This window comes from Burkholderia sp. DN3021, assembly GCF_049805555.1.
In the GTDB taxonomy this organism is placed as follows: Bacteria; Pseudomonadota; Gammaproteobacteria; order Burkholderiales; family Burkholderiaceae; genus Burkholderia; species Burkholderia pyrrocinia_C.
Genome location: NZ_JBNCAB010000046.1, coordinates 1 through 24600, shown reverse-complemented (window position 1 = coordinate 24600; position 24600 = coordinate 1). Strand labels below are relative to the sequence as shown.

Here is a 24600-nt window from a genome sequence, read left to right as displayed (position 1 = left end):
AAGTCCCATTGGCGAAGTGATCGGGACTTTCATTGTGGTTCCAGTGACTAAATTAGTCAATAGTCACAAACGGTGCCGCATCACGGCGACAGGCTGCGAAGCACGAGGCTGGACAGTTGGGCGGGCGCGACGTCGATCGTGTCGAGGTTGTACTGCAACAGCAGCGGATTGAGATACGGCCGCATGACCAGGTAGATCGCCATCGCGGTTTCATCGAGCGGCGTCTTGCGCTCGAAGTCGCCGCTTTGGCGGCCTTCCTGCAGCACGTCCTGCAGCAGCGTCTGCACGCGCGCTTCGTACGCCTGCACCGACTGCCAGTTCCCGGTGGCGGCCGATGCGGCGATGTCGTACAGCTTCCGATCGCGGAAAAACAGCCGGAGGCTCGCTTCGGTAAAGACCCGGAACATCCGCCGCAGCTTTTCGGTCGGCAGGCTGGCGTCGGCCACGGCCGCCCGGACGTCGGTTTCGATCTGGTGCAGGCAGTTCGCGCAGATCATTTCGCCGATCGCCTGCTTCGACTCGAAGAACTTGTAGATATACGCCTTCGAAAAGCCGATGGACTTGGCGAGATCGGACACGGTCGTTTTTTCATAGCCGTACCGGCTGAAGTGCTCGGTGGCGGCGGCCACGATCTGATCCCGGACGTCGTGGTCGGCCGGACCGCGTGCGGGGATCGGGGGAGGGGCGTCTTTTTTCATGGGCTGCGGGCTGACAGGAATGGACAACGAGTGACTATTTGGTATTATAGTCACTACCGGATTCTTGCGAAGCCCCTCATGCTACCCAAACCCATCGTTGCCGCGGTTCTTGCCGCCGCTCTGTCGGCCGGCTGCGCCGTCGGGCCCGACTACGTGCAGCCGGATCCGGCCATGCCGGAGCGGTTCCAGGGCCAGGCCGCCGTGGAGCAGCGGCACGCGGCCGCCGAAGCCGAACTCGCGACGTGGTGGACGGGTTTCGGCGATCCGCAATTGACGCAGTTCGTCACGCTCGCGCTCGCGCAGAACCTCGATCTTGCGCAGGCCGCAGCTCGCGTCGCGCAGGCCCGCGCGGCGCTAGGGTCGGCGAACGCCGCGCTGTTGCCGTCCGGCAATGTCAGCGGCCAGGCCGCGCGCGTCTACCAGTCTGTCGAGACCCCGTTGGGACGGGTGTTGAATTCGACGCCCGGTTTCGACCGTTACGGCAACGACTATGAGGCCAATTTCAGCGCGAGCTGGGAACTCGACGTGTTCGGCGGCCTGCGCCGCGGCCGGGAAGCGGCGCTCGCCGACTATCGGGCCTCGGAAGCGGGGGCGGTGGCGACGCGGCTGGCCGTCGCGGCGCAGACCGCGGACATTTACATCGTCATTCGCGGGTTGCAGGGCCGCCTGAAGGTCGCGCGGCGCCAGGTGCAGACGCAGCAGGATCTGCTGTCGACCATCAATCTGTTGTATGGAAAAGGTCTGGCGGCGGAGCTTCAGGTCAGGCAGGCCGAAGGCGCGCTGGCCCAGGTTCGCGCATCTGTCCCGGTGCTGGAAGCGGCGCTGGAAGCGTCGATGAATGCGCTCGATGTGATGCTCGGTTCGCAGCCCGGCACACATCGGGCCGAACTTCTGGACGACGGTGATATCCCGGTTGCGCCGCAGATCGCGACGATGGGATCCCCGCGAGAGCTGCTCAGGCGCCGGCCCGACCTGCTCGTGGCCGAGCGTCGCGTCGCGGCGTCGAACGCGCGCATCGGTATGGCCATTGCCGAGTATTACCCGAAGTTCTCGCTGAGCGGGCTGATCGGCAGCGCAACGACAATGGGCGCGGGCAACCTGTTTTCCGGCGGCGCGAATCAGGCTGCCGGCGTGCTCGGCTTGCGCTGGCGTCTGTTCGACTTCGGCCGGATCAATGCGCAGATCGCGCAGGCAAAAGGACAGGAGGCCGAAATGCTGGCCGCCTACCGGCTCGCCGCGCTGCACGCCACCGAGGACGTCGAAAACGCGTTCTCGGCGCTCGTCAAGCGCGAGGAGCAGGCTACCGTTCTGGCCGACGGAGTGAACTCGCTCGGCAGGGCGCGGGCGGCATCGTTTGCGGCCTACCAGAAAGGCGTCGTCAGTCTGATCGAGGTCTTGCAGGCCGATGAAAGCTTGCTGCGTGCCTCCGATGAGCGCGTGCAGGCGCAAACAGAATCGGCACGAGCAGCGGTTGCCGCGTTCAAGGCACTCGGTGGCGGCTGGCAACCTGGCGCATCCGAAGCGGTCGCCGCTCGATAGCGGCCGCATATGCCAGGGAGTTGCCGGGAGCGCGGCTCTTGTTCCTTGCCGGGATGAGGACTTTGCCGCAGCGCTACCGCGATAGCGCCCACTATGTCATCGGTGCCGTGCGTGGCACTGCGCGGCGAGGCGACCGGGCATGCGACCTGCTCCTGGGTGTGCAGCGCTTGCATACGGGACCGAACCCCGGGCATGCGCCGCGATCCGACATTCGTATCCGGGAGGCGCCATGCGCGAATCGAACGATCCTTCCCGCGTCCGGCAGGACGCGGGCGGCGAACTCAGAGCCGGCGTCGCAGCGGCGTACCGGCCGGCGCGCCATCCCGTCACGCGCCTCTTCGAACGCTTCGCGTCGCACGTTACCGTGTGGGCCGGTTCGCCGGTCGCGTTCGGCAGCGCGGTCGCCGTCACGGTGCTGTGGCTCTTCACCGGGCCGCTCTTCCACTATTCGGATGCGTGGCAGCTCGTCATCAATACCGGGACGACGATCATCACGTTCCTGATGGTGTTCCTGCTTCAACGCAACCAGAACCGCGACAGCGTCGCGCTGCATCTGAAGCTCGACGAGCTTCTCGCGGTCACGCACGCGGCAAGCGACCGGCTGATCGGGATCGAGGACGCATCGGAGGAAGAATTGCGCGCGCTCGCGCAGACCTACCTCGACATGGCGAAGCGGGCAGCCGAGCGGGAAGGCGAGCCGGCCGACAATCCGCCCGAATCGTGACGGGGAGAATGGGGGCGCGGTACGGCTGCGGAACGATCGGCACGAGAACTGCGGACGTTTTTTCAACCGGTTGTCATTTCTGTTGCGGCATCGCAGATCGCGACGCATCCGCGCGGTGAATGCCGGTTGCGCGTCGGTTGCAGTCGGCGTGTTCGTGCGGGGGAAGTCGCGCTGCAGACGACCGATCTCTGCCTGTCGTGCAAGGCGCCGGGCGGAGGATGGCAGGCCGGCGGCGCGCAAGGGGCGGCACGCGCGCAACAGCCGGTGGGCAGTTGATCGACTCGTGCGCTCGTGCGGCGCACATGTGGCACGCGACGCAACGCGCCGGCACGGATTCGGCGCTAATCCCAAGCGTGCTTGCTGAACTGATAACCCTTGCCGCGGATCGTTTTGATTCGCTTCGGTTCGAGCGCGTCGTCACGCAGTTTGCGGCGCAGCTTCGAGATGTGACAGTCGATCGTGCGATCGAGGCCGTCGAACTCGATGCGGCGTAACAGCCGCGTCAGGTCTTCCCGGCTGACCACCTCGCCGGCGCGGCTGGCAAGGGCCCACAGCAGGTCGAATTCGGCCGAGGTAAGGCGAGGCGCGCTACCGTCAGGAAGATGAACTTGGCGATCCGACCGGTCGATGGAGAACTTGCCGAACGCGAATCGCTGGGGCGATTCCGGCGCGCAGTCGGCCGGCCGCATGCGTAGTCGTCGCAACTGCGCGTTGATCCGCGCGAGCAGAATGCGTGGCTCGATCGGCTTGCGGAGAAAGTCGTCCGCGCCGAATTCCAGGCCGAGCAACTCGTCGAACTTTTCGTCGCGTGCCGTCACCATGATGACGATGCCGCCATATTGCGTGCGTGCCTCGCGGCAAATCTCGAAGCCGTCCTTGCCCGGCAGGTTGATGTCGAGAAGCACGAGGTCGGGGCAATTCGCGACGATCGTGGATACGGCGTCGGTACCGTCGAACAGCGTGTCCACCTTGTACCGATGCTTGCGCAGATAGTCTGCGATCAGCGCGGACAAATGGACGTCGTCTTCGACGAGCAGGATTCGGATGGGCATCGGTAAACGAGGAGGCAATGCGGGAAAATGACGAGCGGTCAGGCCCAGTCCGAACGCGTGGTAACCGAAGCGAGGTGCATGATACTGCGCAACATTCCGATGGAATGTGATGAAATCTGCATCGTTCGTTGAGCACGCCTGCACGGAAATCGTCACCCGCTTGCGGAAAAGCGAACGGATGACGGTGTGGAATCGTGTCGGCGGCGAACGGCTCGATATTCGGGTGAAAAGATTCAGAGCGATATCCGGCGCGTAGCCGGCAGGGAGCCCTGGCGAGGCGTCGTTCGGGTGAAAAACGTTTGCGGAAAACCGCTTGCGCGAACGCCGCTTGCGCTGGCCAACGCGAAGCCCCGTAAAGGTTGCTCGACATATCATTACAAAATATTACGTACGCCGCGGCGCATGGTTCCCTACAATCCTCGCAACTGACGGACGTGCATGTCTTGCAGCGACGAAGGCGGTGACCGAAAACACGAGGTTGCCCGCATTCGGCGCGTCACCGCCGGCATTGAGCTCGTGAGGATCGGTGTTGACGTCGCATGGGCCTTCGAGGAAAAAGCATCCGGACCGTACGACGTATTGACAGGAGTGCGAAATGACGCCACTGCAAGTCATCCAGAATCTCGACGTGCTCACGAATGCGATCGAAGTCGCGGTCGCCCGGGCTGACTGGAGCGAGGCCGTCCGGGCCGCGGAAACACGTTCAAGGTTTGTGATTGCGCTTGCGCCCGATCAACCGGACGAGGTTCGCGCGGCGATCGGGAGAATGCAGGAGATCGATGTCCGGATCTCCACCGTCGCCCGGGAAACGTTCGAGGCACTTATCGCCGAGGGCTGGATTGCGTTGTACGAAACCGGGCCGGCGACGCAGGTGTTGGCGGCGAAGCCGCTGTCTCCCGGGGCGGATGCCATGGCATCCCGAAACCCTTCTTTTCCCGCATGAGCGTCCCTACCCGGGTGCCCATGCTCAATACGCGGACAGATCTTTGGAAGTGCCTGTCACGGGTTAACGTTTCGGTGGCGGTATGCGATTTCGAAAACGCATCAATTATGTCGATGCAACACGGTGGTTCGCCGATGGCGACCATGATCGAGTGGAGAACCGTGAAGGCGTATGGGCGGTCGCCACGCCGGAGGGTTGGCGTTCGGTGAAGCCTGGCGACTGGATATTACTCGACGAGCGCGGCAACTGCTGGCCGATGGACGACAGGCTCTTTGCGAATTTCTACGAACCGGTTGCGGAGTGAGTGCGGCTGAACCACACGCACCGCAAGCGGATGCGGCACGCCCGCGATAGCGGCTGCGCCATCGTGCCTACCGGCTCGCGCGTGAAAACAGCAACGAATCGGTGTCGTTGAACCTGATGCGCACTGGATCGCCATAACCGGCTTTCTCCGCGACGCGGATCGACGCGACGTTGGTCGGCGCGATCAAACACACGCTGCGTTCGAACCGCTGCTGCGCATCGAGCCACGCGAGCGCGGCCGCGAGCGCCTCGGTCGCATAGCCCTTGCCGTGCGCCCACGTCGCCAGCGCCCAGCCGGCTTCCGGCACCCCGCGAATCGACGGCTCGACGAGCCGGTGGAAATCGGCGAAGCCGAGATCGCCGACATAACGGCCCGACGCCTTCTCGCGAATCGCCCAGTAGCCGTAGCCGAGCAGCGGCCACAGCCCGCGATACGCGAGCATGCGCATCCACGAGTCGCGCGGCGCGGACGGCTCGCCGTTGAAGATGTGCGCGACGACGTCCGGTTCGGCCCACATCGCGGCGAGCGCGTCGAAGTCGCCGAGCGGATGGCCTTCGAGGACGAGGCGCGGCGTGTCGAGGACGGGCGGGGAGGCGACGGGCGGCGGGACATTCGACGTCATCGGGCATTCCATGGGCAGGAAGGGGGAGGCACGCGGACCGGCCGCGCGGAACGTGCCGGTACGATACCGCGGAATCCGCCCGCGCGGCTGCTACTTCAGGCTTTTCAGGAAGGACCGTCCTGCGGACGTGATCGAAATGCCGGAGCGGCCGTGCGGCGGATGGCAGGCGAAACCCGCACCGACGAGTTCCCGCGCGATCGACCAGCCGAGCGCCGGTGCATCCCGGCCGTAGCGAACGTCGGCGAGGCGTTCGAGTGCCCAGACGGCGGACGCCGACAGGTTGGGGGCGTTTGACGTGTCTTGGTCGCTCATGACTTCCTCCGGGAATGGGTATACGGTGTGGATCGCGGCAGCGCGGCTGCGGAATGCGGCGGCAGGTATTCCGTCATCGGGCGCGTGTCTCGCGGCGTGAGCGCATCGACAGCAGCAGGTCGACGCGCGACGAGGCGGAGGGCGGCACGCGGGTCAACCCTCCTGCAGCAACGGCAGCAGCGCCTGAAGCGCCGCTTCCTCATCGGGCCCGGCGGCCAGCACCTGGGCGGACGTGCCGCCGCGCAACTCCAGCGACGCGATCGCGGCGCCGTTTTTCGCGTTGCCGCGGCACCCGTTCACGATCAGCACGATGTCGCTTTCGAAGCGGCGTGCCGCTGCGACGACCGCGTCCCTGGCCGCGCCTGCGCGGGTCCGGTTCCACGCGGCGCCGATTTGAAGGTAGACGACGGTTGCCACGTTTTTTACGAAAGCCTCTGGTTGAGTCGTCGGGGGCCGTGCGCGGCGCCGAGCCCGCAGTGCGCGAGAAACGCGCGAAACGCGGCTTCCCACGCGGCGTCGCGCAAGTCGATGTCGATGCCGGCGAGTCGTTCCATTTCCGGGTTGACGAACACGGCGCGCAGCGATCGAGGCGGCACGCCGCGCGCGAAGCAATGGTCGTCGGCATCGAGCAGCAGGTGCGGATGGCGCCGGAACCGCACGCAGGCGACCGAGATCGGGTCCGTCACGTGCCGGGCCGATTCCGCCGGATACACGAAAGCCAGGTGAATCTCGGCCGCCGCCAGCTGTGCGCCGACGTCGTGGAAGCGATGAATCAGCTGGAAGCCGCGTTCGACGCCGCGCCCGACACCCACGACGACGAGCGGCCGGTTTTCCGTGATTTCCCGAAGCGTCACGGGGCGCCGATCGGGCCGCAGCAGTGCACCATCCAGCTCGAACATGTCGACATCCTCAGCGAAACCGCCAGCAAGTCCGATGAACGGCGGGAAGCGAGGATTATAGTACAGCGATGGAAAACATGTGTATTGTATTATAATGCCGTGTGCAGCAGATGCTGCGCTTGCCCGTTTTTTCGACTCGAACCTTACCCGATGGATGCTGCAATGAACGCCGCCCCTGCCTGCCCGCAATGCGCGATGGAAAACACCTACCCGGACGGCACGCTCTACGTGTGCCCGGACTGCGGTCACGAATGGTCGGCGACGGCCGGTGCCGAAGCCGGCGATGAAGCGGCCGGCGACGTCGTCAGGGACGCGAACGGCAACGTGCTGTCGGACGGCGATTCGGTCGTGCTGATCAAGGACCTGCGCGTGAAGGGCTCGTCGATCACGCTGAAGATGGGCACCAAGGTCAAGAGCATCCGGATCGTCGGCGGCGATCACGAAGTCGACTGCAAGACGGACGCCGGCGGCTTCATGCTGAAGGCCTGTTTCCTGAAGAAGGTGTGATTGCGCGCGTGCGCCGCCGCGGCGGCGCTTCGTTCGCGCGGCCGGCCGCCCGCGCTTCGAGCGGCTTCGACTGTTTGACTACCCGGGTATAGCAAGCATGGCAGAGGATCGAACCTCCTACGATGCGTTCGTCAGATTCCTGTCGACGCCGTTGCGCGATGGCCGGCCGTTCGTGCTGGAGACGCGCCATGCGGTGTCGCTGCACTTCGATCATCTCGCCACGCAGAGCTTCATGTCGCTGAAGAATCCGGCCGCGCTCGCGCTCGGCTATACGCGCGTGATGATGGGCTTCCTGCTGCTGCAGCCCGCGCCCGCGCGCATCTGCATGCTCGGGCTCGGCGGCGGCTCGCTGGCGAAATACTGCCACCGGCATCTGCCCGATACGGCGATCGATGCGGTCGAGATCAATCCCGAGGTGATCGCGCTGCGCGACGTGTTCAGGATTCCTGCGGACGATGCGCGCTTCAGGGTGGTGTGTGCCGATGGCGCGGACTACATGACGGAGGCGGACGTGCGCGCGGACGTGATCCTGCACGACGCGTTCGTCGCCGAAGGCATGCCGGGCCGGTGCGCGAGCGCCGCCTTCTTCGCGGCGTGCCGCGAGCGGTTGAACGACGCGGGCGTGCTCGCGATCAACTTCACCGACGACGATCCGGCGCTGCCGCTGTACCTCGAGCGGCTGGGCGCCGTGTTCGGTGCGTCGTATGCGCTGGTCCCGTGCGGTGACGACAACAATTTCGTCGCGTTCGCATGGAAGGGCAGCGATCGCTTGCCGTCGTTGCGCATCCTGCTCGAGCGCGCGCTTCAGTTCGCCGTTGCCGGCGAACTGAAGCTGGCCGCCACGGCCCGGCGGCTGAAGAGCGGCGCGGGCATCGATCCGGCGCGGCTGGTCTGGCGCGAGCAAGCGCCCGGGCGCTGGGAAATCGGGGCTTGACCCGCGGTTACTTCATGCGCTTGCCGAGCGGGCTCTTGGTCTTGTAGGTCACGCCGTGATGCTCGAGATACTCGCGGATCAACTGACGTACGACTTGCGACGGCGTGAGATCCTGCGCCGCGCAGAGCATCTCGAATGCTTCCTTCTTGGCGGGATCGATCAGGACGGTCAGGCGGGCGGTCTTGGTTTCCATTGCGCGGACAGGTCGGCGGATATGTTAATCAAATTATAATACATCTGCTTTCGGCGTCACGGCCGAAACGGGTTGTCCGGCCGGTTGCCGTGCGGTCCGGTCATCCATCCGGACGGCCCGCCGGGATGCGCCCGCACGGGTCGGGTTTCGCGCCGGCTCAGGGCCGGCGATCGAGCCGGCAGAACCAGGTCAGCACGTCGTCGGCCACGGGCACGATCGCGAGCGTGACGAGCATGCCAGCGAGCGGTACCGTCGACACATAGCCGACGTACTTGAAGCCGATCGCGCCGGCCAGGCCGCCGACGAAGAACGACGCCAGCATCGTGGCGTGAATCCTCAGCTTCGCGCGGTTGGCGACAACCGCATGCATGTCCACGTCGACGGCCGAACGGTTCCAGTAAAACAGCTTGCCCAGCTCGATGCCGAGGTCGGTCACGATGCCGGTCATGTGCGTCGTGCGGATCTCCGCGCCCGACAGCTTCGTGATCATCGCGTTTTGCAGCCCCATGATGAAGCACAGCAGGATCACGGTCACGGGCACGAAGAACGCTTCCCACAGCGCGAGGTGGCTGCCGAGCAGCCCGAACAGCAGGAGCAGCACGGCCTCGACCAGCAGCGGCAGCACGTACTGGCTCTGCAGGCCGCGGCGGCGCCCCCAGTTGACGAGCACCGCCGAGCAGCCGGCGCCGACGAGAAACGACGCCAGCGAACTGATGCCGGCCAGCGCGAGCGGAATGTCGCCGAGCGCCGCCTGGTCGGCGATCGCCGACACGATGCCGCTCATGTGCGACGTGTATTGCCTGACCGCAAGGAAGCCGCCCGCGTTGGTCGCGCCGGCGACGAACGCGAGCGAAAAGCCGAGCTGGCGGTTCGCGGTTGCGCTGCGGTGTTTACCCGTCAGGCTTCGAAAGTACTGCGCTGGCATAGGGGCTTCGCTCAATCGCCGGGATCGCGGGCGCGGACATGCCGGACGGCGCCCTTCGGGCCGAACGGGCGGCCCGCGAAGTCGCCGGCTTCCTCGAATCATGTGGCTTGTATGATAATGCCATTATCATATCCTGTTAGCCAGATTTGGCTTTCGATGCAATAATGCACGTGGAGCCGGCGCGCCTGCCGTCGCCGTTCCATGCCCCCGTTCAACCCGAGCGTACTGGAGACAATCCGGATGGCACCCGTGCCGGTCATCCATTTCGTGCTGCTGGTCGTGGCTGCCTGGCTCGCGATCGGCGCGCTGGGGCTCGGGGCGCTGCATCGCACGCGGGTCGTCGCGCACGGGCTGTTTCCGCTCGGTGCGCTGGGTGGGCTGCTGCTGGCGGCCGCGGGGCTCGCGGGCGTGTTTGCCGAGCCGTCCGTCGCGGTGCTGCCGATCGGGCTGCCCGACCTGCCGTTCCATCTGCGGCTCGACCGCCTGTCCGGCTATTTCCTGTTCGTGCTCGGCCTCGTCAGCGCCGGGATCGGCGCGTTCTCCGCCGGCTACTTCCGCAAGGGCGAGGGCGCCGCGCCCGGGCTCATCTGCTGCGAATATCACGTGTGCGTCGCGAGCATCGCGCTCGTGCTCGTCGCGGACGACGCGTACGCGTTCATGGTCGCGTGGGAAACGCTGACGCTGTCCGCGACCTTTCTCGTGATGACCAACCACCGGATCGGCGAAATCCGCCGTGCGGGCTACCTGTATTTCCTGATTTCGCATGTCGGCGCGCTCGCGCTGCTGCTGTGCTTCGGCATCCTGCAGGCGCGCACCGGCGATTACACGTTCGCGAACATGCGCACCCAGTCGCTCGATGCAACCTGGGCGTCGCTCGCGTTCCTGCTCGCGCTCGTCGGCTTCGGCGCGAAGGCGGGCGTATTTCCGCTGCATGTATGGCTGCCCGATGCGCATCCGGCCGCACCGTCCCCCGTGTCGGCGCTCCTGAGCGGGTTCGTGCTGAAGGTGGGGCTCTACGGGCTGCTGCGCACCGTGTTCGACCTGCTGCACGTGCAGATCGCGTGGTGGGGCGTGCTGCTGCTCGTGCTCGGCGGCGGCACCACGCTGCTCGGCGTGGTCTTCAGCACGATCCAGGTCGACATGAAGCGCCTGCTCGCCTATTCGTCGATCGACAACATCGGCCTGATGTTCGTGTCGCTCGGGCTCGCGGTCCTGTTTCGCGCGTTCGGCATGACGACCCTGGCGGCGCTCGCGCTGACCGCGATGCTCTATCAGGTCGTCGCGCATGCGGCATACAAGAGCCTGCTGTTCCTGGGGACGGGCGCCGTGCTGCACGCCACCGGCGAGCGCAATCTCGGCAAGCTCGGCGGGTTGATCCGTTTCATGCCGTGGACGGCCTGGGCCGTGCTCGCGGGCGTCGCGGCGAGCGCCGGCCTGCCGCCGCTGAGCGGTTTCGTCGCGGAGTGGCTGTTGCTGCAGGCGTTCCTGTTTACGCCCGGCCTGCCGGATTCGGTGCTGGCGATGACGGTGCCGATCGCGGCCGCGCTGGTTGCGATGTCGGCCGCGCTCGCCGGCTACACGATGGTCAAGTTCTTCGGCATCGTGTTTCTCGGGCAGCCGAGGGAAGCCAAACTGAGCCGCGCCCGCGACGCGAATGCGTGGGAGCGGCTCGCGTTCTGCTGGTTCGCGGCGCTCAGCGTGCTGCTCGGGCTGATGCCCGCGCAGTTCGTCAAGCTGCTGGATCCGGTTACGCGCGGGCTCGTCGGCGCCGGCGTCGGCGCGGACAATCACGGCTGGCTGCTGTTCGTGCCGGTGTCGACCGCGCGCGCGAGCTACATGCCGGCCGTGTTCATGCTGTTTTTCGTCGCGAGCTGCGGGCTCGCGTGGCTGCTGGTGCGGCGCTTCTACCACGGCCGGCTGCGCCGCGCCGCGCCGTGGGGTTGCGGCTTCCCGTTTCCGACCACGCGGATGCAGGACACGGCCGAGGGGTTCGGGCAGCCGATCCGCGAGATCTTCGCGCCGCTGCTGCGCATCGAGCGGCAGTTGCCGTCGCCGTTCGACGCGCAGCCCGCGTACCGGGTGTCGGTCGCCGATCGCACCTGGCTGCTCTACGAGCGCATCGCGGCGATCACGCTGCGCGCGGCCGAATGGGCGGGCCGGCTGCAGACAGGCCGGATCGCCGTCTACCTGACCTACAGCTTCGCGGTGCTGATCCTGCTCCTGATGCTGGTGAGAAGATGGTGACCGTCTCCGGCGTGGTATCGCAGATCCTCGAGATCGTGGTGGCGCTCGCCGCCGCGCCGCTGCTGTCCGGCTGGATCAACCAGTGCCGCGCGTGGCTGCAGAACCGGCGCGCGCCGTCGGTCTGGCAGCCGTACCGGATGCTCCACAAGCTGTTCAACAAGGAATCGGTGGTCGCGCACGGCGCGAGCGCGGTGTTCCGCGGCGCGCCCTACGTCGTCTGGGCCGCGATGACGCTCGCGTGCGCGATCGTGCCGACGCTGTCGACGGAGCTGCCGCTGTCGCCCGCCGCGGACGCGATCGCGCTCGTCGGCCTGTTCGCGCTCGCGCGCGTCGCGCTGTCGCTCGCCGCGATGGACATCGGCACGGCATTCGGCACGCTCGGCGCGCGGCGCGAGATGCTGATCGGCTTTCTCGCGGAGCCGGCGCTGCTGATGGTCCTGCTGTCCGCGTCGCTGATCACGCAGTCGACGCTGCTGACGAGCATCGTCGGCACGCTCGGGCGCGGCGAGCTCACGCTCTATCCGAGCCTGGCGTTTGCCGGCATCGCGTTCACGCTGGTGTCGCTCGCCGAAAACGCACGGCTGCCCGTCGACAATCCGGCCACCCATCTCGAACTGACGATGATCCACGAGGCGCTGATGCTCGAATACTCGGGGCGTCATCTCGCGCTGATGGAATGGGCGGCGAGCCTCAAGCTGTTCGCCTATTCGTGCATCGGCCTCGCGCTGTTCGTCCCGTGGGGCATTGCCGAGGCGGGTAACCCGCTCGCGCTGCTGCTGGCGGTGCCGGTGCTGTTCGTCAAGCTGATGGCGGGCGGCGCGGCGCTCGCCGCGGTCGAGACCGTCAATGCGAAGATGCGGCTGTTCAGGGTGCCCGAGTTTCTCGCCACCGCGTTCCTGCTCGCGGTGATCGGCATGCTCGTGCACATCCTGCTGGGGGCGTGAATGCACGGCTACGCGACGCAACTGATCAACTTCCTGGCGGCGCTGCTGCTGATCCTGTCGTTCGCGATGCTGAGCCAGCGACGCACGCTGTCGCTGATCCATCTCTATACGCTGCAGGGCGTCGCGCTCGTGTCGGCCAACCTGATTCTCGGCGTGCTGACAGGCGACGCGCACCTGTTCGTGTCCGCCGGGCTGACGCTCGTGCTGAAGGTCGGCGTGATCCCGTGGCTCCTGTATCGACTCGTGCGCCGGCTCGACGTGCGCGCCGACGTCGAACCGCTCATCAACATCCCGACCACGCAGCTGATCGGCATCGTGCTCGTGATCGTCGCGTTCAACGTCGCATCGCCGATCAGCCAGCTTGCGACCTCGGTTGCGCGCGGCGCGCTCGGTATCGCGCTCGCCTGCGTGCTGCTGTCGTTCATGGCGATGATCACGCGCGCCAAGGCGATTCCGCAGGTGATCGGCTTCCTGTCGATGGAGAACGGGTTGTTTTTCGCGGCGACGGCCGCGACCAACGGGATGCCGATGATCGTCGAGCTCGGCATCGGGCTCGACGTGCTGGTCGGCATCCTGATCCTGGGCGTGTTCATGTTCCAGATCCGCGAGCAGTTCGACAGCCTGGACATCCATCACCTCGAGACGCTCAAAGATGAATGAGGCCCATGTCGTGCTCGCCGTGCTCGGCCTGCCGCTCGCGGCCGCGGCGACGCTCGCGTGCGTGCGGTCCAGCCGCGTCGCGCGCAACCTGAACGCCGGCTTCAGTTTCGCGACGTTCGCGGCGACGCTCGCGCTCGCCGCGCACACCGTCGAAAACGGCCCGTCGAGCGTGTTCGACGGCGCGTTCTTCGTCGATCCGCTCAACGTCTACCTGGTCGCGCTGACCGCGTTCGTCGGCTGGACGACGTCGTTGTTCTCGCGTCCGTACATGCAGGTCGAGGAGGATCGCGGCCGGATGACGGCCGCGCGGATGCGGCTCTATCACGCGATGTATCAGCTCTTCATGTTCGCGATGCTGCTCGCGCTGCTGACCGACAACCTCGGCGTGCTGTGGGTCGCGATGGAGGCGGCGACGCTGGCGACCGTGCTGCTCGTCAGCGTCTACCGGACGGCCGCGAGCCTCGAGGCCGCGTGGAAGTATTTCATTCTGTGCGGCGTCGGCATCGCGCAGGCGCTGTTCGGCACGATCCTGCTGTACCTCGCCGCAAGCCGGCAGCTGGCCGGCGGGGATGCGCTGCTGTGGACGAGCCTCGTCGCGGTCAAGGCGCACCTCGACCCGACCATCGTGTCGATCGCCTTCGTGTTCCTGCTCGTCGGCTACGGCACGAAGGTCGGCCTCGTGCCGATGCACAGCTGGCTGCCGGACGCGCATGCCGAAGGTCCGACGCCGATTTCGGCGGTGCTGTCCGGCTTGCTGCTGAACGTCGCGCTGTATGCGGTACTGCGCTGCAAGGTGCTGGCCGACGGCGCGCTCGGCAACGGACTGCCGGGGCGGCTGCTGGTCGGGTTCGGGCTCGTGTCGGTGCTGGTCGCGTCGTTCTCGCTGTTCCGGCAGAAGGACGTGAAGCGGCTGTTCTCGTATTCGTCGATCGAGCACATGGGGCTGGTGACGTTCGCCTTCGGCCTCGGCGGCCCGGTCGCGACCTTCGCCGGATTGCTGCACATGACGGTGCACTCGCTCGTCAAGTCGGCGATCTTCTTCGCGGTCGGCCATGCGGCGCAGAAGGCCGGCACGCAGGCGATCGACGGCATTCGCGGGCTGCTGCAGGTCAGCCCGACCGTCGGCTGGGGGATGATGCTCGGCACGCTCGCGATTCTCGGCCTGCCGCCGTTCGGCGTGTTCGCGAGCGAATTCCTGATCCTGACGACCGCGATGAACACGCTGCCGTGGACCGCGCCGTTGCTGCTGCTCGGGCTCGCCGTCGCCTTCGCGGCGATCTTCGCGCGCGTGCAGCGGATGGTATTCGGCGGCACGACGACGGCGAAACCGCTCGGACACCGGCCGGCGCTGTTGCCGGTGTTCGTCCATCTGGCGCTCGGCCTGATGCTCGGCCTGTACGTGCCGCCTTATCTGGCGACCTGGTATCGCCAGGCCGCGACGATGCTGGCGGGGTGACGCATGCGACTCGAATCGATACCCAGGGAGGCCGCGGTCCCGCTCGAATGCCGGGCGGGCCAGGTGCGCGCGGCGCTGATGGAAGTCGACCCGGCGGGGTGGCTCGAGACGGCGCGCGTCGCGCGATCGGAGCGGAGCCGGCTCGTCGCGATGTGGGGCGGCGACGCGCGCGACGCGGGTTTTGCGGTGAACGCCGCGTACGAATGCGACGACGGCATCCTGTGGGTGCGTCTCGCGACCGGGCGGCAGCCCGACGCCGGCGGGGATTTCCCTGACCTGGCGCCGCTGTTTCCGTCCGCCGCCCGGATGCAGCGGGCGATCTTCGACCTGACCGGCCTGAGCGCGCGCGGCGCGCAGGACGCGCGGCCGTGGCTCAATCACGGCAACTGGCCCGACGACTATTTCCCGCTGCAACGATCGGCGAGCGGTGTCGAGGCGTTCGAATCGAACGAGGCGAACTACCGGTTCGTGCCGGTGGCCGGCGACGGCGTGCACGAGATCGCGGTCGGGCCCATCCACGCCGGCATCATCGAGCCGGGACATTTCCGGTTTTCGGTCGTCGGCGAGAAGGTGCTGCGCCTCGAGGAACGCCTCGGCTACGCGCATCGCGGCGTCGAGCGACTGTTCGAGCGGACGGCCGCGTCGAACGGCCATCGCGTCGCGGGCCGGATCGCCGGCGATTCGACCGTCGCGTTCTCGTGGGCCTATTGCATGGCGCTCGAGCACGCGTGCCGCACCGCAGTGCCGACGCGCGCGCTGTATCTGCGCGCGCTCCTGCTCGAACGCGAACGCGTGGCGAACCACCTCGGCGATCTCGGCGCGCTCGGCAACGACGCCGGGTTCGGGTTCGGTCTCGCGCAGTTTTCCCGGCTCAGGGAGGACTGGGTCCGGATGAACGATCGCGCGTTCGGGCATCGATACCTGATGGACCGGATCGTGCCCGGCGGCGTGGCGGTCGACGTCGGGCACGACAGCGTCGCGAGCCTGTCGGACGCGTGCGAACGCATCGAACATGACGTGCGCGTCATGCGGACAATCTACGAAGACCAGTCGGGGCTGCAGGACCGGTTCGTGGGCACCGGCAGATTGACCGCCGAGGTCGCCGCGCACTTCGGCGTGCGCGGCCTGGCCGCCCGCGCCAGCGCTCACGCGTTCGACGTGCGCGCGGCGATGCGGTCCGCGCCGTACGACGAGGTCGCCGTCAACGCGGCGAGCGATCCGCGCGGCGATGTTGCCGCACGCGTGGCCGTGCGGTTCGCCGAGATCGACGAATCGGTGCGCGTGATGCGCGTGCTGCTGGCGAATCTGCCGGCGGGACCGGTCGCCGTCGAGGTGGCGCCCGCCGCGGCGCCTGCCCGCGGGATCGGCTGGGTCGAGGGATGGCGCGGCGATATCTTCGTCGCGCTCGAGACGGAAGCGGACGACGCGATCGCGCGGTGCCATTGCCACGATCCGTCGTGGCAGAACTGGCCGGCGCTCGAACATGCGATCATCGGCAATATCGTTGCCGATTTTCCGTTGATCAACAAATCGTTCAACCTGAATTACGCGGGGCACGACCTCTGATGTGGCAGCTTATCCGGCAATTTGCGCGCACCGATTTTCCCGACGAGCCCGTGCCGGCCGCGGAGGACGCGTGGCGTCGCGAGGAGGGGCGCATCCGGCAGGACATTCTCGATCTGCTCGGGCGCGCGCTCTGCATCCGGCAGATCGACGCGGGATCCTGCAACGGCTGCGAGCTGGAGATCCATGCGCTGAACAACGCCTACTACAACATCGAGGGGCTCGGCATCAAGTTCGTCGCGAGTCCCCGCCATGCGGACCTGCTGCTCGTGACCGGGCCCGTGACGCTGAACATGCGGGCGGCCGTGCTCGCCGCATACGACGCGACGCCGGCGCCGAAGCTCGTCGTCGCGGCCGGCGAGTGCGCGTGCACGGGCGGCATCTTTGCCGACAGCTATGCGGTGTGCGGCCCGGTTGCGTCGATCCTGCCGGTCGACGTGACGATTCCCGGCTGCCCGCCGCCGCCTCGCGACTTGCTGCGCGGGATCCTGACGGCCTGCCGGGCGCGCGGCGCTTGACGAGGCGGGGCCGTGGCGATTTTCAGCGCGTTCGTTCGGGGATCCTGCGAGCATCGTGCCGCGACAGGGCGTGCGACGCGACGGGCGCCGGAAACGCGGCAGAATCCTGTTTTCATCCCGCTTTTATCGGCTGGCGAGCCGGATATCCGGCTCGTTCGCCATGACTTCGACTCCTGCTTCATGACACCTGTCAAATTCATTCTTCGCTACACGGCGATCCCTTTCACGGCCATCGTGGCCGTGGTGATCTGGACCGTCATACCATCGTCGAAAGAGATCGATGCGAGACAATATGCGGCGCTGTCGCGTGCGTATGCGAGTTTCCCGCTGCCGTTCCGGCACGAGATCTCGGAAGCGATGGACCACGGCCGGATCAACGACCGGCGCTACCAGGCACTCGTGCGCGATTCGCTGGGCAACGGCGTCGCGCTGGACTGGCCGGCATCAGGCGTCGGCGGCATCGCGGACGAGCGACAAAAACTGGCCGAACTGATTCAGGCCGATTCGGATCTTCAAAGGCAACACCCATGAAAACCCTGCTGGTCTCCGTGGCATTCGCGATGATCATCGCGAGCCTGATTTTCGCGCTGTATTTCATGAATCACGATCGCGGCAAGTCCAAGCGGATGGCGTGGTCGCTCGCGGCACGCGTCGGGCTGTCGGTCACGCTGTTTCTGTCGCTGCTGATCGCGTACAAGCTCGGCTGGATCGAGCCGACCGGATTGCCGATCGGGCGTTGAGCGGGGCACGCCCTGCTGCATGCGGGGCGTTTTTTCAAATGCAAGTTTGATTCAGGAATAGAGATGTTGTGATAAGAATACTTATGTTAGGGGAGGCGACGCCCGCCTCTTCATTCAATAAAAATCGTTTTGCCAAATTGCGTAATGAGGCGGATGCCAAATTACCAACTTGAATGCGGCTGTTATTCGATCGTTAACGATAATATAGCATAACAATCTGATATCGAAGCGATGAACCCGATTTCATGCATCTAAAATGACAGGGCACTAGAAAATCCCTGATATATAACTAAAAATTACTGATCAGAAATGCATGACTTGAATCAATCTGCATTGCGGATCGGTTTGTTCATGAAATGGCGAGCAACGTGCCGTCAAGGAGGATCCCGGATTATGTTTTGCGCACGGCAGACAACGCATGGACAATGCGCGCGACCGCATTGGCCCAATCCGTTTCCTCCGCTTTCTGCCTGAATAATGTGACGACGTCCGGATACCACGCGGATTTCGTACCCGCGCAGGTCCAGCGCCAGTCGGTAGCCACGTTCGAAAGCAAGATCCAGGTAGGCTTGCCAAGCGCTGCGCTCAAGTGTGCCACTGCGGTATCCACACCAATAACGAGATCCAAGCTGGAAATGATCGCGGCGACGTCGGCAAAATCGGCGACACTATTGCCCAGGTTGACGATAAAGCGATCTCCGATCCCGTCTCGAATCTGCGCGCTGGTTGCCTCCTTTTGAAGGCTGACAAAAATAACATCTTCGATCTGCCACAACGGGATTAGCGTCTTCAGATCTGGCAATGAGCGAGCGCGATCATTCGGGTTTCCTGGAGCTCCTTGCCATACTAGACCGACTCGCAAACGGCCGCCTGGTATCATTTTATCCCATTTGAATTCGGTACGAGGGGCATGCAAATAAGGTAGCGTCGCCGGAATGGAATTAGGAGATTCCTTCAGATTAACAGGAATACTCCAGATATAGGTCCAAAAATCGTGAGGCGGGCACGTCGACGGATTGAACGTATCGCGAGCAACCACTGCATCTACTTCAGATAGAGTCGAGAAAAGTGGCTGGGTGGCAGCGGAACACACCAATGTGATCCATTTCGCGCCGAGTGACTTGAGTTTCTTGATATAGCGAACCAACTGTATCTGATCACCGTGCCCTTGTTCTGGCCAAATGAGCAGCGAAGCGCCATCGATCGGCTCCCCTATCCACTGCGGAAAGGGCACCGCAGGCGCGGTTGAGAACATTCCCTTGAAATCGGTTTCGTGGCGCGCTTCGAAGAGCGGCAGCCCTTCGCTCCAGTTATTTCGATACAGCAGTAAATTGGCCAGATTGAGTTTAGACGCTGCACGCCAAGGTTGGAGCTCTATCGCCTGCCGATATGTCGCATCGGCTTCGTCGTAGCAACCTAGGTCTTTCAACACCAGCCCCAACGCGTTCAACGCTTCATAATTACCAGGGGCATGCTCAACGGCACTGCGGATCGCCTGCTCCGCTTCTTTTAGCCGGTGTCCGGATCGAAGCAGCATGCCGAGATTCAGCAGCGCCTGGCCGTGGCCGGGTGCTTTCGACACGGCGAGTCGAAACGATCGTTCCGCGTCGTCGTACCGTCCGAGCGACTGGTAAAGTACACCTAGATTATTGTCAACATCGGCCAATTGAGGTGCTGCATGCCTTGCCCAGTGCAAACAAGCCTCGGCGGTGCTGACGTTGCCCAGCTTCAAATGGCACACACCAACGATGTTTAGCAACTCCCCGTGGTCGCCATGCTGTTCCAGGAGCGCCTGCGCCGTCTGGATGGCGACGTCGAATTGGCCTTGAGCATAATATTTTCTAATCAAGGAGACAGTTGCATCGTCTATTGCAGATGGTTTGCGATGTCGTTGCATGAATTACTGACGATTGCATCAAAAATGATTGGTGGTGCTCCATTCGTAGGGCATTGTCGCATACATCGTCCGGGCACGATGCCGTTTAGGGGGCGAACAAGATAAGCGCGATTCCCTATCATAAGCCTCTGAGTTATGAAAATTCCTGCGCTTATCCTTAAGCCGATATAAACGACCCTCCGCTCATTTTCGTGCGGCAAACACTTGATTGAACTGCCGAACTCGCTGCACTGCGTCGCTGTGAAGGCAGGTCGACGCCGTCGAGATCGAAGCATGGCGCAGGTTGTCACGCACCATGATCAATTCTGCGCCCCGCACCAGTGCATGCGTGTGCCGCATCCAGTGCGGGCTCGCGCGGCGCAACTTCTCCGCCGTCGGGGGCCTCCCGTTCTGGATCGCATCGGCGACCAGCACGAAAAACCTCAGCCGCAAGCAGGTCGCGTGGCTGAATCTGAAATACGTGACCGAGGAACGCCTCGACAAGGCGATCGTGAAAGTCATCGACGCCTACAACCAGTTCGCGCTGCTGGCCCGCAGCCGTTCATCCGCGGGCCTGACGAAGCGCGCGCCCCATCTCCGCGATCGGCATCGAGACAATCGAGTTCAGCAGGCGCATCTCTCCAGCATCCGGGCGCGCGATCTCGCGCACTTCATCGAGTGTCAGCGCAACGTTGCGATCGAGCGGTTCGAGAAAGCGCCGCAGTTCGCTGGCGGCCGCCTTCTCCCTGAGCCCGAGCGCCTGGCCGAACGCGAGCAGCGCATTCGTGTCGATGTCGGCGAAACGCGTCGCCGTGCCGAGCGGCATCGTCAGTTCGCAGTGCGGCCAGTGATCGCCGCGATGGTCGGGGCGGTGTGTCGGCGTGTGATAGACGACCGTGCTGACGATGTCGTAGAACGGCGCAAGCCGGTAGCCGCGCGCGTCGACGAAGAACGACAGGTTTTTCAGGTGCGCGTCGCCATTGCCGATCACCACGTTGAAGATCGTCCAGCGGAACACCGACAGGCGCGCGAGGGCGCGCGTGCTGGTCTGCCCGATCGCGCGGCCGAGCTCCTCCGCGTTCGCGCGCTGGTACTTGAAGCCGCGATCGTAGTTCAGCAACTGCATCGCATCGATCGTGTGCAGGCGTCTGGCCGGCTCCGACGCGGTGTCGCGGTCGAAGCGGTCGATCACGTAGCACGCGGACGGCGCGCGAAGAAAATGCACGTCCGGAACGTCGAGGCCCATCCGCTTCGCGAGCTTCATGCAGAAGAACTCGTTGATCGCCGAATGCGGATAGCCGGCGGCGCGCATGTCCGGCTTCAGCAGATGCATCGACGGCTCGCTGCCGACCGGTTCGAACAGCGCGTAGTCCGGCGCGTCGCCGCGCAGGATCAGCAGCAGCTTCTGCTGCGCGCCGGCCGCCGACATGCGCTTGGGCGCGGTGGCCGTCAGCGCGTGCTCGGGCATCGCCTGGATGCGGCGCTCGAGCTCGTCGAGCCCAAGCGGCTGCATGCTGCCGGCCGCCTCCTGTTCGCCTTCGGCCAGCAGTGTGAGCGCACCGGCCGATTCGCGCCCGAAGTAGGCGAGCAGGCCCCACGCGTCGGCGGCATCGACCTTCGCCTCGCGCGCGAGCGACGTGCGCATCCCTTCCTCGGGCAGCAGGTTGTCGAAGAACCACTGGACCGGGCGATCGGTCGAGCTGTCGGTGAAGGTGCCGGCGCGCAGCGCGAACGCGGGCGACAGCGGGTACGCGTGCGGCGAGGTGAGCCACTGCGCGTCGTACGTGAACGACCAGATGCCTTTGTCGTCGGTCAGTCTGCCCATGCGCAGCCCGTTCGCGGACGCGATCAACGTTCTAGCCGCCATGAGCGCTCCTGCGGCGTCGAGCGGCCTTGAGCGCGTTTTCCGCCGAAATCTCGATTGACGACTGCGCGAACAGGCTTACGCCTAGTTCGCCGAGCAGCAGCAGCACCTTGCCGATTTGCGCGGTCGGCTTCCCGGCTTCCACCTGGCTGATGAATTTCGGCGAAAGTCCCGTGGCGTTCGCGAGTTCGTCGCGCGTGAACCCCTGCTGGAGCCGCACGGCGCGAATAAGGTTGGCGAGGGCGCCGATCGTGTTGACGGACCGAGTCTCCGGCATGACGTTCTCCGTGCTTCGTATCTGAGCGGGAACAGTATTGCACAATTTGCGGGTTCGGGCATCGATTCGTATCCGATCGGAAACGAAAATGCTCCGCAGGTGGCTGGATGATTGTTTCGTTCCCGATCGGGAACCGGATGGCATGGAATCGCGGACGGCGGCATTTCCGTATCCGGGCGGATACGTGATCGGCGCGCACGACGGGGCCGGCCGGCCGCGCGTGCAACCCGGGCACGGGACGGCGTGCATCGACGCCGACGCTACGTTGTGCTCGCCCGGACCGACATGAGCGTGCACGCCTGTCCGACGATCGTACGGCGCGCGTCGACGCCGCTGTGCGGCGGTCGGCAGCGCGCGTCGACATCGTTAGAATGACCGCGGCACATCGGTCCATTCCGTGACCCGTCACCCGATCGACATGACTGAAGGTCCCGATCGGACGGTTTCGTGCGCGGCGCAACCGCCCGTTGCCGCACGTATGCCCGAGCAGCGATCTTTATGACCGCAGCAGATAAACGTATCCGAATCGCTTCGTTGACGCAGTCCGGCACGCACTCGTAGATTCGCGTTTTGAACGAATCAGGGGCTGTGCCGTGACGACTACCGCCATCCGCGACGCCGCAACGCTTTCCGTCGGGCATCCGCGGCCAAGCGGTGCGGCGCAACGCTTCGACGTCGTTCCGTTCGACGCGCCGCTCGGCGCCGAAGTGGTCGGCCTCGACCTGTCGCGGCCGCTGGACGCCGAAGGTTTCGCGCGCATCCATCGCGCGCATCTCGACCATCACGTGCTGGTGTTTCGCGACCAGCGCATCACGCCGGACGAGCACATCGCATTCAGCCGCCGCTTCGGCCCGCTGCAGATCCATGTGCTGCACCAGTTCGCGCTTGCCGGCCACCCGGAGGTGCTGATCGTGTCGAACATCGTCGAGAACGGCAAGCCGATCGGGCTCGGCGACGCGGGCCATTTCTGGCATTCCGACCTGTCGTACAAGGAGAAGCCGAGCCTCGGTTCGCTGCTGCACGCGCAGGAATTGCCGGCGGAGGGCGGCGACACGCTGTTCGCGAACATGCATCTCGCGTGGGACACGCTGCCGGCCCACCTGCGCCGCGCGATCGAAGGGCGGCGCGCCGAGCATACGTATCTCGCGCGCTATGCGGAACTGCAGGCGCGCAGCCCGTGGCGGCCGAACCTGTCGCCCGAGCAGATCGCGCAGGTCGATGCGGTCGTCCATCCGGTCGTGCGCACGCATCCGGAAACGGGCCGCAACGCGCTGTTCGTCAGCGAGCATTTCACGACGCGCATCGTCGGCCTGCCCGACGACGAAAGCCGCGCGCTGCTCGACGAACTGTTCGCGCACAGCGTGCGCGCCGAACACCTGTACCGGCACCGGTGGCGCGAACACGATCTCGTGTTCTGGGACAACCGTTCGCTGATGCATCTCGCCGCCGGCACGCCCGACCATCTGCGCCGCAAGCTGTACCGCACGACGATCGAAGGCGACGCGCCTTTCTGAGCCGCGTGCCGCGTCATCCTTCCGCCCCATCCTGACCGGAGTTCCGATGTCGTTTTCGTTTTTGCCGGCGCGCCGCGCGCTGGCGGCCACGCTCACCGCCGCGCTCGCGTTTGCGGGCACGCTCGCACCGCAAGCCGCGCACGCGGAGGGCCGCATCCGCATCGCCGAGCAGTTCGGCGTCGTCTACCTGATGCTGAACGTCGCGCGCGACCAGCAACTGATCGAAAAGGAAGGGCGCAAGGCCGGCATCGACATCAAGGTCGACTGGGTGCGGCTGTCGGGCGGCGCGGCCGTGAACGACGCGCTGCTGTCCGGCGCGGTCGATATCGCGGGCGCGGGCGTCGGGCCGCTGCTGACCGTGTGGGACCGCACGCGCGGCCGGCAGAACGTAAAGGGTGTCGCGTCGCTCGGCAATTTCCCGTACTACCTCGTCAGCAGCAACCCGAACGTGAAGACGATCGCCGACCTCGGCGCGAAGGACCGCATCGCGGTGCCGGCGGTCGGCGTGTCGGTGCAGTCGCGCGTGCTGCAGTACGCGGCCGCGAAGCAGTGGGGCGACAAGCAGTTCGACAAGCTCGACGCGCTCACGCAGGCGATTCCGCACCCCGACGCGACGGCCGCGATCCTCGCGAACAGCAGCGTGATCACCGGTCACTTCGGCAATCCTCCGTTCCAGGAGCAGGAGCTTGCCGGCAACCCGAACGCGCATATCGTGCTGAACTCCTATGACGTGCTCGGCGGCCCGAGCTCGGCGACCGTGCTGTACGCCACCGAGAAATTCCGCGACGACAACCCGAAGACCTACCGCGCGTTCGTCGCCGCGCTGGCCGACGCCGCGCGGCAGATCGCGGCCGACCCCGAGCGCGCGGCCGATACCTATATCCGCGTGAACGCATCGAAGATCGATCGTGCGCTGCTGCTGAAGATCCTGCGCAATCCGCAGGTGCAGTTCAAGACCGCGCCGCAGAACACGCTGCCGCTCGCGCAATTCATGCATCGCACCGGCGCGATCCGCAACGAGCCGAAGTCGTGGCGCGACTACTTCTTCGACGATCCGGCAACCGCCGGCGGCAGTTGAGCGGTGCCGCCGCTTCGACGCCGCGATCGACGCTTATGCGTCGGCACGGTTTCGATATGCGCAATCGTTGGTTGGTCCGCGCGACGCCCGGCCGTATGTTGACGCTTTACCCGCAAGAGATTCGATCGTGAACGCCACCTCTCCCCGAACCTGGCTGCCGCCGTATGCAGCGCGCGGCGGCGCGTCGCCCGCCGCCCAGGCCGCGCCCGACGCG

28 protein-coding genes and 2 pseudogenes are annotated in these 24600 nt (G+C 65.4%); 17 read left to right on the top strand and 13 right to left on the bottom strand.

What is annotated here, in order from left to right; translation table 11 throughout:
* Positions 1-80: 80 nt before the first annotated feature.
* The gene (locus tag ACPUER_RS21930; RefSeq protein ID WP_425132089.1) at positions 81-698 is read right to left on the bottom strand and encodes a TetR/AcrR family transcriptional regulator; all 618 of its coding nucleotides are present in this window, start codon (positions 696-698) and stop codon (positions 81-83) included.
* Positions 699-776: 78 nt separating this feature from the next.
* On the opposite strand from ACPUER_RS21930, the gene ACPUER_RS21925 reads away from it, so the two are divergent.
* Together ACPUER_RS21925 and ACPUER_RS21920 are read left to right on the top strand one after the other, a co-directional pair.
* Positions 777-2237, top strand: a complete 1461-nt coding sequence (locus tag ACPUER_RS21925; RefSeq protein ID WP_425132088.1) for an efflux transporter outer membrane subunit — start codon at positions 777-779, stop codon at positions 2235-2237.
* 229 nt (positions 2238-2466) lie between these two features.
* Positions 2467-2961 (top strand): low affinity iron permease family protein, encoded by a 495-nt coding sequence (locus ACPUER_RS21920; protein ID WP_175961712.1) that lies wholly within the window; start codon positions 2467-2469, stop codon positions 2959-2961.
* A gap of 341 nt (positions 2962-3302) precedes the next feature.
* Here ACPUER_RS21920 and ACPUER_RS21915 read toward each other — a convergent pair whose 3' ends face one another.
* Positions 3303-4013, bottom strand: coding sequence for a response regulator (locus ACPUER_RS21915; protein ID WP_425132108.1), 711 nt, complete (start codon positions 4011-4013; stop codon positions 3303-3305).
* A 595-nt stretch (positions 4014-4608) separates the two neighbouring features.
* Between ACPUER_RS21915 and ACPUER_RS21910 the strand changes: the two genes are divergently transcribed.
* Both ACPUER_RS21910 and ACPUER_RS21905 read left to right on the top strand, forming a co-directional pair.
* Positions 4609-4956: a hypothetical protein gene (locus tag ACPUER_RS21910; protein WP_310133916.1), complete on the top strand. Its 348-nt coding sequence runs from the start codon at positions 4609-4611 to the stop codon at positions 4954-4956.
* Positions 4957-5038: 82 nt separating this feature from the next.
* Complete coding sequence (locus ACPUER_RS21905) at positions 5039-5260, top strand: hypothetical protein (protein ID WP_175961711.1); 222 nt, start codon at positions 5039-5041, stop codon at positions 5258-5260.
* A gap of 67 nt (positions 5261-5327) precedes the next feature.
* Here the strand turns inward: ACPUER_RS21905 and ACPUER_RS21900 are convergent, their stop codons facing one another.
* From ACPUER_RS21900 to ACPUER_RS21885, 4 genes are all read right to left on the bottom strand, one after another.
* Positions 5328-5882 (bottom strand): GNAT family N-acetyltransferase, encoded by a 555-nt coding sequence (locus tag ACPUER_RS21900; protein WP_425132087.1) that lies wholly within the window; start codon positions 5880-5882, stop codon positions 5328-5330.
* Positions 5883-5972: 90 nt separating this feature from the next.
* The gene (locus ACPUER_RS21895; protein ID WP_175961709.1) at positions 5973-6194 is read right to left on the bottom strand and encodes a hypothetical protein; all 222 of its coding nucleotides are present in this window, start codon (positions 6192-6194) and stop codon (positions 5973-5975) included.
* Between the two features lie 153 nt (positions 6195-6347).
* Entirely contained in the window at positions 6348-6611 is a 264-nt protein-coding gene (locus ACPUER_RS21890; RefSeq protein WP_175961708.1) for an HPr family phosphocarrier protein, read from the bottom strand.
* Between the two features lie 5 nt (positions 6612-6616).
* Positions 6617-7093: a hypothetical protein gene (locus ACPUER_RS21885; RefSeq protein WP_175961707.1), complete on the bottom strand. Its 477-nt coding sequence runs from the start codon at positions 7091-7093 to the stop codon at positions 6617-6619.
* Positions 7094-7255: 162 nt separating this feature from the next.
* Between ACPUER_RS21885 and ACPUER_RS21880 the strand changes: the two genes are divergently transcribed.
* The gene (locus tag ACPUER_RS21880; RefSeq protein ID WP_034184663.1) at positions 7256-7600 is read left to right on the top strand and encodes a zinc ribbon domain-containing protein YjdM; all 345 of its coding nucleotides are present in this window, start codon (positions 7256-7258) and stop codon (positions 7598-7600) included.
* 97 nt (positions 7601-7697) lie between these two features.
* Positions 7698-8534 (top strand): fused MFS/spermidine synthase, encoded by an 837-nt coding sequence (locus tag ACPUER_RS21875; RefSeq protein ID WP_310133927.1) that lies wholly within the window; start codon positions 7698-7700, stop codon positions 8532-8534.
* Between the two features lie 7 nt (positions 8535-8541).
* On the opposite strand, the gene ACPUER_RS21870 is transcribed toward ACPUER_RS21875, so the two are convergent.
* The gene (locus ACPUER_RS21870) at positions 8542-8727 is read right to left on the bottom strand and encodes a ribbon-helix-helix protein, CopG family (protein WP_034184418.1); all 186 of its coding nucleotides are present in this window, start codon (positions 8725-8727) and stop codon (positions 8542-8544) included.
* Positions 8728-8884: 157 nt separating this feature from the next.
* The gene (locus tag ACPUER_RS21865; RefSeq protein WP_425132086.1) at positions 8885-9652 is read right to left on the bottom strand and encodes a YoaK family protein; all 768 of its coding nucleotides are present in this window, start codon (positions 9650-9652) and stop codon (positions 8885-8887) included.
* A gap of 240 nt (positions 9653-9892) precedes the next feature.
* Between ACPUER_RS21865 and hyfB the strand changes: the two genes are divergently transcribed.
* The 8 genes from hyfB to ACPUER_RS21825 all read left to right on the top strand — a co-directional run bounded on the left by hyfB (position 9893) and on the right by ACPUER_RS21825 (position 17777).
* The gene (hyfB, locus tag ACPUER_RS21860) at positions 9893-11896 is read left to right on the top strand and encodes a hydrogenase 4 subunit B (protein ID WP_425132085.1); all 2004 of its coding nucleotides are present in this window, start codon (positions 9893-9895) and stop codon (positions 11894-11896) included.
* Positions 11890-12840 carry a respiratory chain complex I subunit 1 family protein gene (locus ACPUER_RS21855; RefSeq protein ID WP_034184415.1) on the top strand — a complete coding sequence of 317 codons (951 nt, stop codon included), beginning with the start codon at positions 11890-11892 and terminating at the stop codon, positions 12838-12840. The genes hyfB and ACPUER_RS21855 overlap by 7 nt, the downstream gene beginning before the upstream one ends.
* Positions 12841-13500 (top strand): formate hydrogenlyase, encoded by a 660-nt coding sequence (locus ACPUER_RS21850; protein ID WP_072437918.1) that lies wholly within the window; start codon positions 12841-12843, stop codon positions 13498-13500.
* The gene (locus ACPUER_RS21845) at positions 13493-14956 is read left to right on the top strand and encodes a hydrogenase 4 subunit F (RefSeq protein ID WP_175961702.1); all 1464 of its coding nucleotides are present in this window, start codon (positions 13493-13495) and stop codon (positions 14954-14956) included. Before ACPUER_RS21850 ends, ACPUER_RS21845 begins: the two co-directional genes overlap by 8 nt.
* A gap of 3 nt (positions 14957-14959) precedes the next feature.
* Positions 14960-16522, top strand: coding sequence for an NADH-quinone oxidoreductase subunit C (locus tag ACPUER_RS21840; protein WP_425132084.1), 1563 nt, complete (start codon positions 14960-14962; stop codon positions 16520-16522).
* Entirely contained in the window at positions 16522-17037 is a 516-nt protein-coding gene (locus ACPUER_RS21835; RefSeq protein WP_072437921.1) for an NADH-quinone oxidoreductase subunit B family protein, read from the top strand. Before ACPUER_RS21840 ends, ACPUER_RS21835 begins: the two co-directional genes overlap by 1 nt.
* 144 nt (positions 17038-17181) lie before the next feature.
* Positions 17182-17568 (top strand): hypothetical protein, encoded by a 387-nt coding sequence (locus ACPUER_RS21830; RefSeq protein ID WP_425132107.1) that lies wholly within the window; start codon positions 17182-17184, stop codon positions 17566-17568.
* Positions 17565-17777, top strand: coding sequence for a twin transmembrane helix small protein (locus ACPUER_RS21825; RefSeq protein ID WP_006489184.1), 213 nt, complete (start codon positions 17565-17567; stop codon positions 17775-17777). Before ACPUER_RS21830 ends, ACPUER_RS21825 begins: the two co-directional genes overlap by 4 nt.
* A gap of 391 nt (positions 17778-18168) precedes the next feature.
* Here the strand turns inward: ACPUER_RS21825 and ACPUER_RS21820 are convergent, their stop codons facing one another.
* Positions 18169-19674, bottom strand: a complete 1506-nt coding sequence (locus ACPUER_RS21820; RefSeq protein ID WP_425132083.1) for a tetratricopeptide repeat protein — start codon at positions 19672-19674, stop codon at positions 18169-18171.
* Positions 19675-19857: 183 nt separating this feature from the next.
* A pseudogene (locus ACPUER_RS21815) lies at positions 19858-20097 on the bottom strand (integrase); the annotation flags it as partial.
* Here ACPUER_RS21815 and ACPUER_RS21810 point away from each other — a divergent pair.
* A pseudogene (locus ACPUER_RS21810) lies at positions 20075-20200 on the top strand (Tn3 family transposase); the annotation flags it as partial. The pseudogenes ACPUER_RS21815 and ACPUER_RS21810 sit on opposite strands and share 23 nt — an antisense overlap.
* A 15-nt stretch (positions 20201-20215) precedes the next feature.
* On the opposite strand, the gene ACPUER_RS21805 reads toward ACPUER_RS21810, so the two are convergent.
* Positions 20216-21520, bottom strand: a complete 1305-nt coding sequence (locus ACPUER_RS21805) for a HipA domain-containing protein (RefSeq protein WP_425132082.1) — start codon at positions 21518-21520, stop codon at positions 20216-20218.
* Positions 21510-21794 (bottom strand): helix-turn-helix domain-containing protein, encoded by a 285-nt coding sequence (locus ACPUER_RS21800; RefSeq protein ID WP_175961698.1) that lies wholly within the window; start codon positions 21792-21794, stop codon positions 21510-21512. Before ACPUER_RS21800 ends, ACPUER_RS21805 begins: the two co-directional genes overlap by 11 nt.
* Positions 21795-22387: 593 nt before the next feature.
* Between ACPUER_RS21800 and ACPUER_RS21795 the strand changes: the two genes are divergently transcribed.
* Both ACPUER_RS21795 and ACPUER_RS21790 read left to right on the top strand, forming a co-directional pair.
* A complete protein-coding gene (locus tag ACPUER_RS21795) occupies positions 22388-23308 on the top strand; it encodes a TauD/TfdA dioxygenase family protein (protein WP_425132081.1) in 921 nt (306 codons plus the stop codon).
* Between the two features lie 46 nt (positions 23309-23354).
* Positions 23355-24386 carry an ABC transporter substrate-binding protein gene (locus tag ACPUER_RS21790; RefSeq protein WP_175961696.1) on the top strand — a complete coding sequence of 344 codons (1032 nt, stop codon included), beginning with the start codon at positions 23355-23357 and terminating at the stop codon, positions 24384-24386.
* A 33-nt stretch (positions 24387-24419) separates the two neighbouring features.
* On the opposite strand, the gene ACPUER_RS21785 is transcribed toward ACPUER_RS21790, so the two are convergent.
* The coding region (locus ACPUER_RS21785) for a hypothetical protein (protein ID WP_425132080.1) at positions 24420-24600 on the bottom strand (181 nt) is incomplete at its 5' end.

What these genes read in the sequence shown, in the direction of transcription:
- ACPUER_RS21805 (WP_425132082.1), bottom strand. Translation starts at nt 21,520, where the DNA reads ATGGCGGCTAGAACGTTGATCGCGTCCGCGAACGGGCTGCGCATGGGC.
- ACPUER_RS21885 (WP_175961707.1), bottom strand. Translation starts at nt 7,093, where the DNA reads ATGTTCGAGCTGGATGGTGCACTGCTGCGGCCCGATCGGCGCCCCGTG.
- ACPUER_RS21920 (WP_175961712.1), top strand. Translation starts at nt 2,467, where the DNA reads ATGCGCGAATCGAACGATCCTTCCCGCGTCCGGCAGGACGCGGGCGGC.
- ACPUER_RS21905 (WP_175961711.1), top strand. Translation starts at nt 5,039, where the DNA reads ATGCGATTTCGAAAACGCATCAATTATGTCGATGCAACACGGTGGTTC.
- ACPUER_RS21845 (WP_175961702.1), top strand. Translation starts at nt 13,493, where the DNA reads ATGAATGAGGCCCATGTCGTGCTCGCCGTGCTCGGCCTGCCGCTCGCG.
- ACPUER_RS21930 (WP_425132089.1), bottom strand. Translation starts at nt 698, where the DNA reads ATGAAAAAAGACGCCCCTCCCCCGATCCCCGCACGCGGTCCGGCCGAC.
- ACPUER_RS21850 (WP_072437918.1), top strand. Translation starts at nt 12,841, where the DNA reads ATGCACGGCTACGCGACGCAACTGATCAACTTCCTGGCGGCGCTGCTG.
- ACPUER_RS21925 (WP_425132088.1), top strand. Translation starts at nt 777, where the DNA reads ATGCTACCCAAACCCATCGTTGCCGCGGTTCTTGCCGCCGCTCTGTCG.
- ACPUER_RS21835 (WP_072437921.1), top strand. Translation starts at nt 16,522, where the DNA reads ATGTGGCAGCTTATCCGGCAATTTGCGCGCACCGATTTTCCCGACGAG.
- ACPUER_RS21855 (WP_034184415.1), top strand. Translation starts at nt 11,890, where the DNA reads ATGGTGACCGTCTCCGGCGTGGTATCGCAGATCCTCGAGATCGTGGTG.
- ACPUER_RS21800 (WP_175961698.1), bottom strand. Translation starts at nt 21,794, where the DNA reads ATGCCGGAGACTCGGTCCGTCAACACGATCGGCGCCCTCGCCAACCTT.
- ACPUER_RS21875 (WP_310133927.1), top strand. Translation starts at nt 7,698, where the DNA reads ATGGCAGAGGATCGAACCTCCTACGATGCGTTCGTCAGATTCCTGTCG.
- ACPUER_RS21840 (WP_425132084.1), top strand. Translation starts at nt 14,960, where the DNA reads ATGCGACTCGAATCGATACCCAGGGAGGCCGCGGTCCCGCTCGAATGC.
- hyfB (WP_425132085.1), top strand. Translation starts at nt 9,893, where the DNA reads ATGGCACCCGTGCCGGTCATCCATTTCGTGCTGCTGGTCGTGGCTGCC.
- ACPUER_RS21895 (WP_175961709.1), bottom strand. Translation starts at nt 6,194, where the DNA reads ATGAGCGACCAAGACACGTCAAACGCCCCCAACCTGTCGGCGTCCGCC.
- ACPUER_RS21825 (WP_006489184.1), top strand. Translation starts at nt 17,565, where the DNA reads ATGAAAACCCTGCTGGTCTCCGTGGCATTCGCGATGATCATCGCGAGC.
- ACPUER_RS21900 (WP_425132087.1), bottom strand. Translation starts at nt 5,882, where the DNA reads ATGACGTCGAATGTCCCGCCGCCCGTCGCCTCCCCGCCCGTCCTCGAC.
- ACPUER_RS21790 (WP_175961696.1), top strand. Translation starts at nt 23,355, where the DNA reads ATGTCGTTTTCGTTTTTGCCGGCGCGCCGCGCGCTGGCGGCCACGCTC.
- ACPUER_RS21915 (WP_425132108.1), bottom strand. Translation starts at nt 4,013, where the DNA reads ATGCCCATCCGAATCCTGCTCGTCGAAGACGACGTCCATTTGTCCGCG.
- ACPUER_RS21870 (WP_034184418.1), bottom strand. Translation starts at nt 8,727, where the DNA reads ATGGAAACCAAGACCGCCCGCCTGACCGTCCTGATCGATCCCGCCAAG.
- ACPUER_RS21880 (WP_034184663.1), top strand. Translation starts at nt 7,256, where the DNA reads ATGAACGCCGCCCCTGCCTGCCCGCAATGCGCGATGGAAAACACCTAC.
- ACPUER_RS21820 (WP_425132083.1), bottom strand. Translation starts at nt 19,674, where the DNA reads ATGCAACGACATCGCAAACCATCTGCAATAGACGATGCAACTGTCTCC.
- ACPUER_RS21910 (WP_310133916.1), top strand. Translation starts at nt 4,609, where the DNA reads ATGACGCCACTGCAAGTCATCCAGAATCTCGACGTGCTCACGAATGCG.
- ACPUER_RS21865 (WP_425132086.1), bottom strand. Translation starts at nt 9,652, where the DNA reads ATGCCAGCGCAGTACTTTCGAAGCCTGACGGGTAAACACCGCAGCGCA.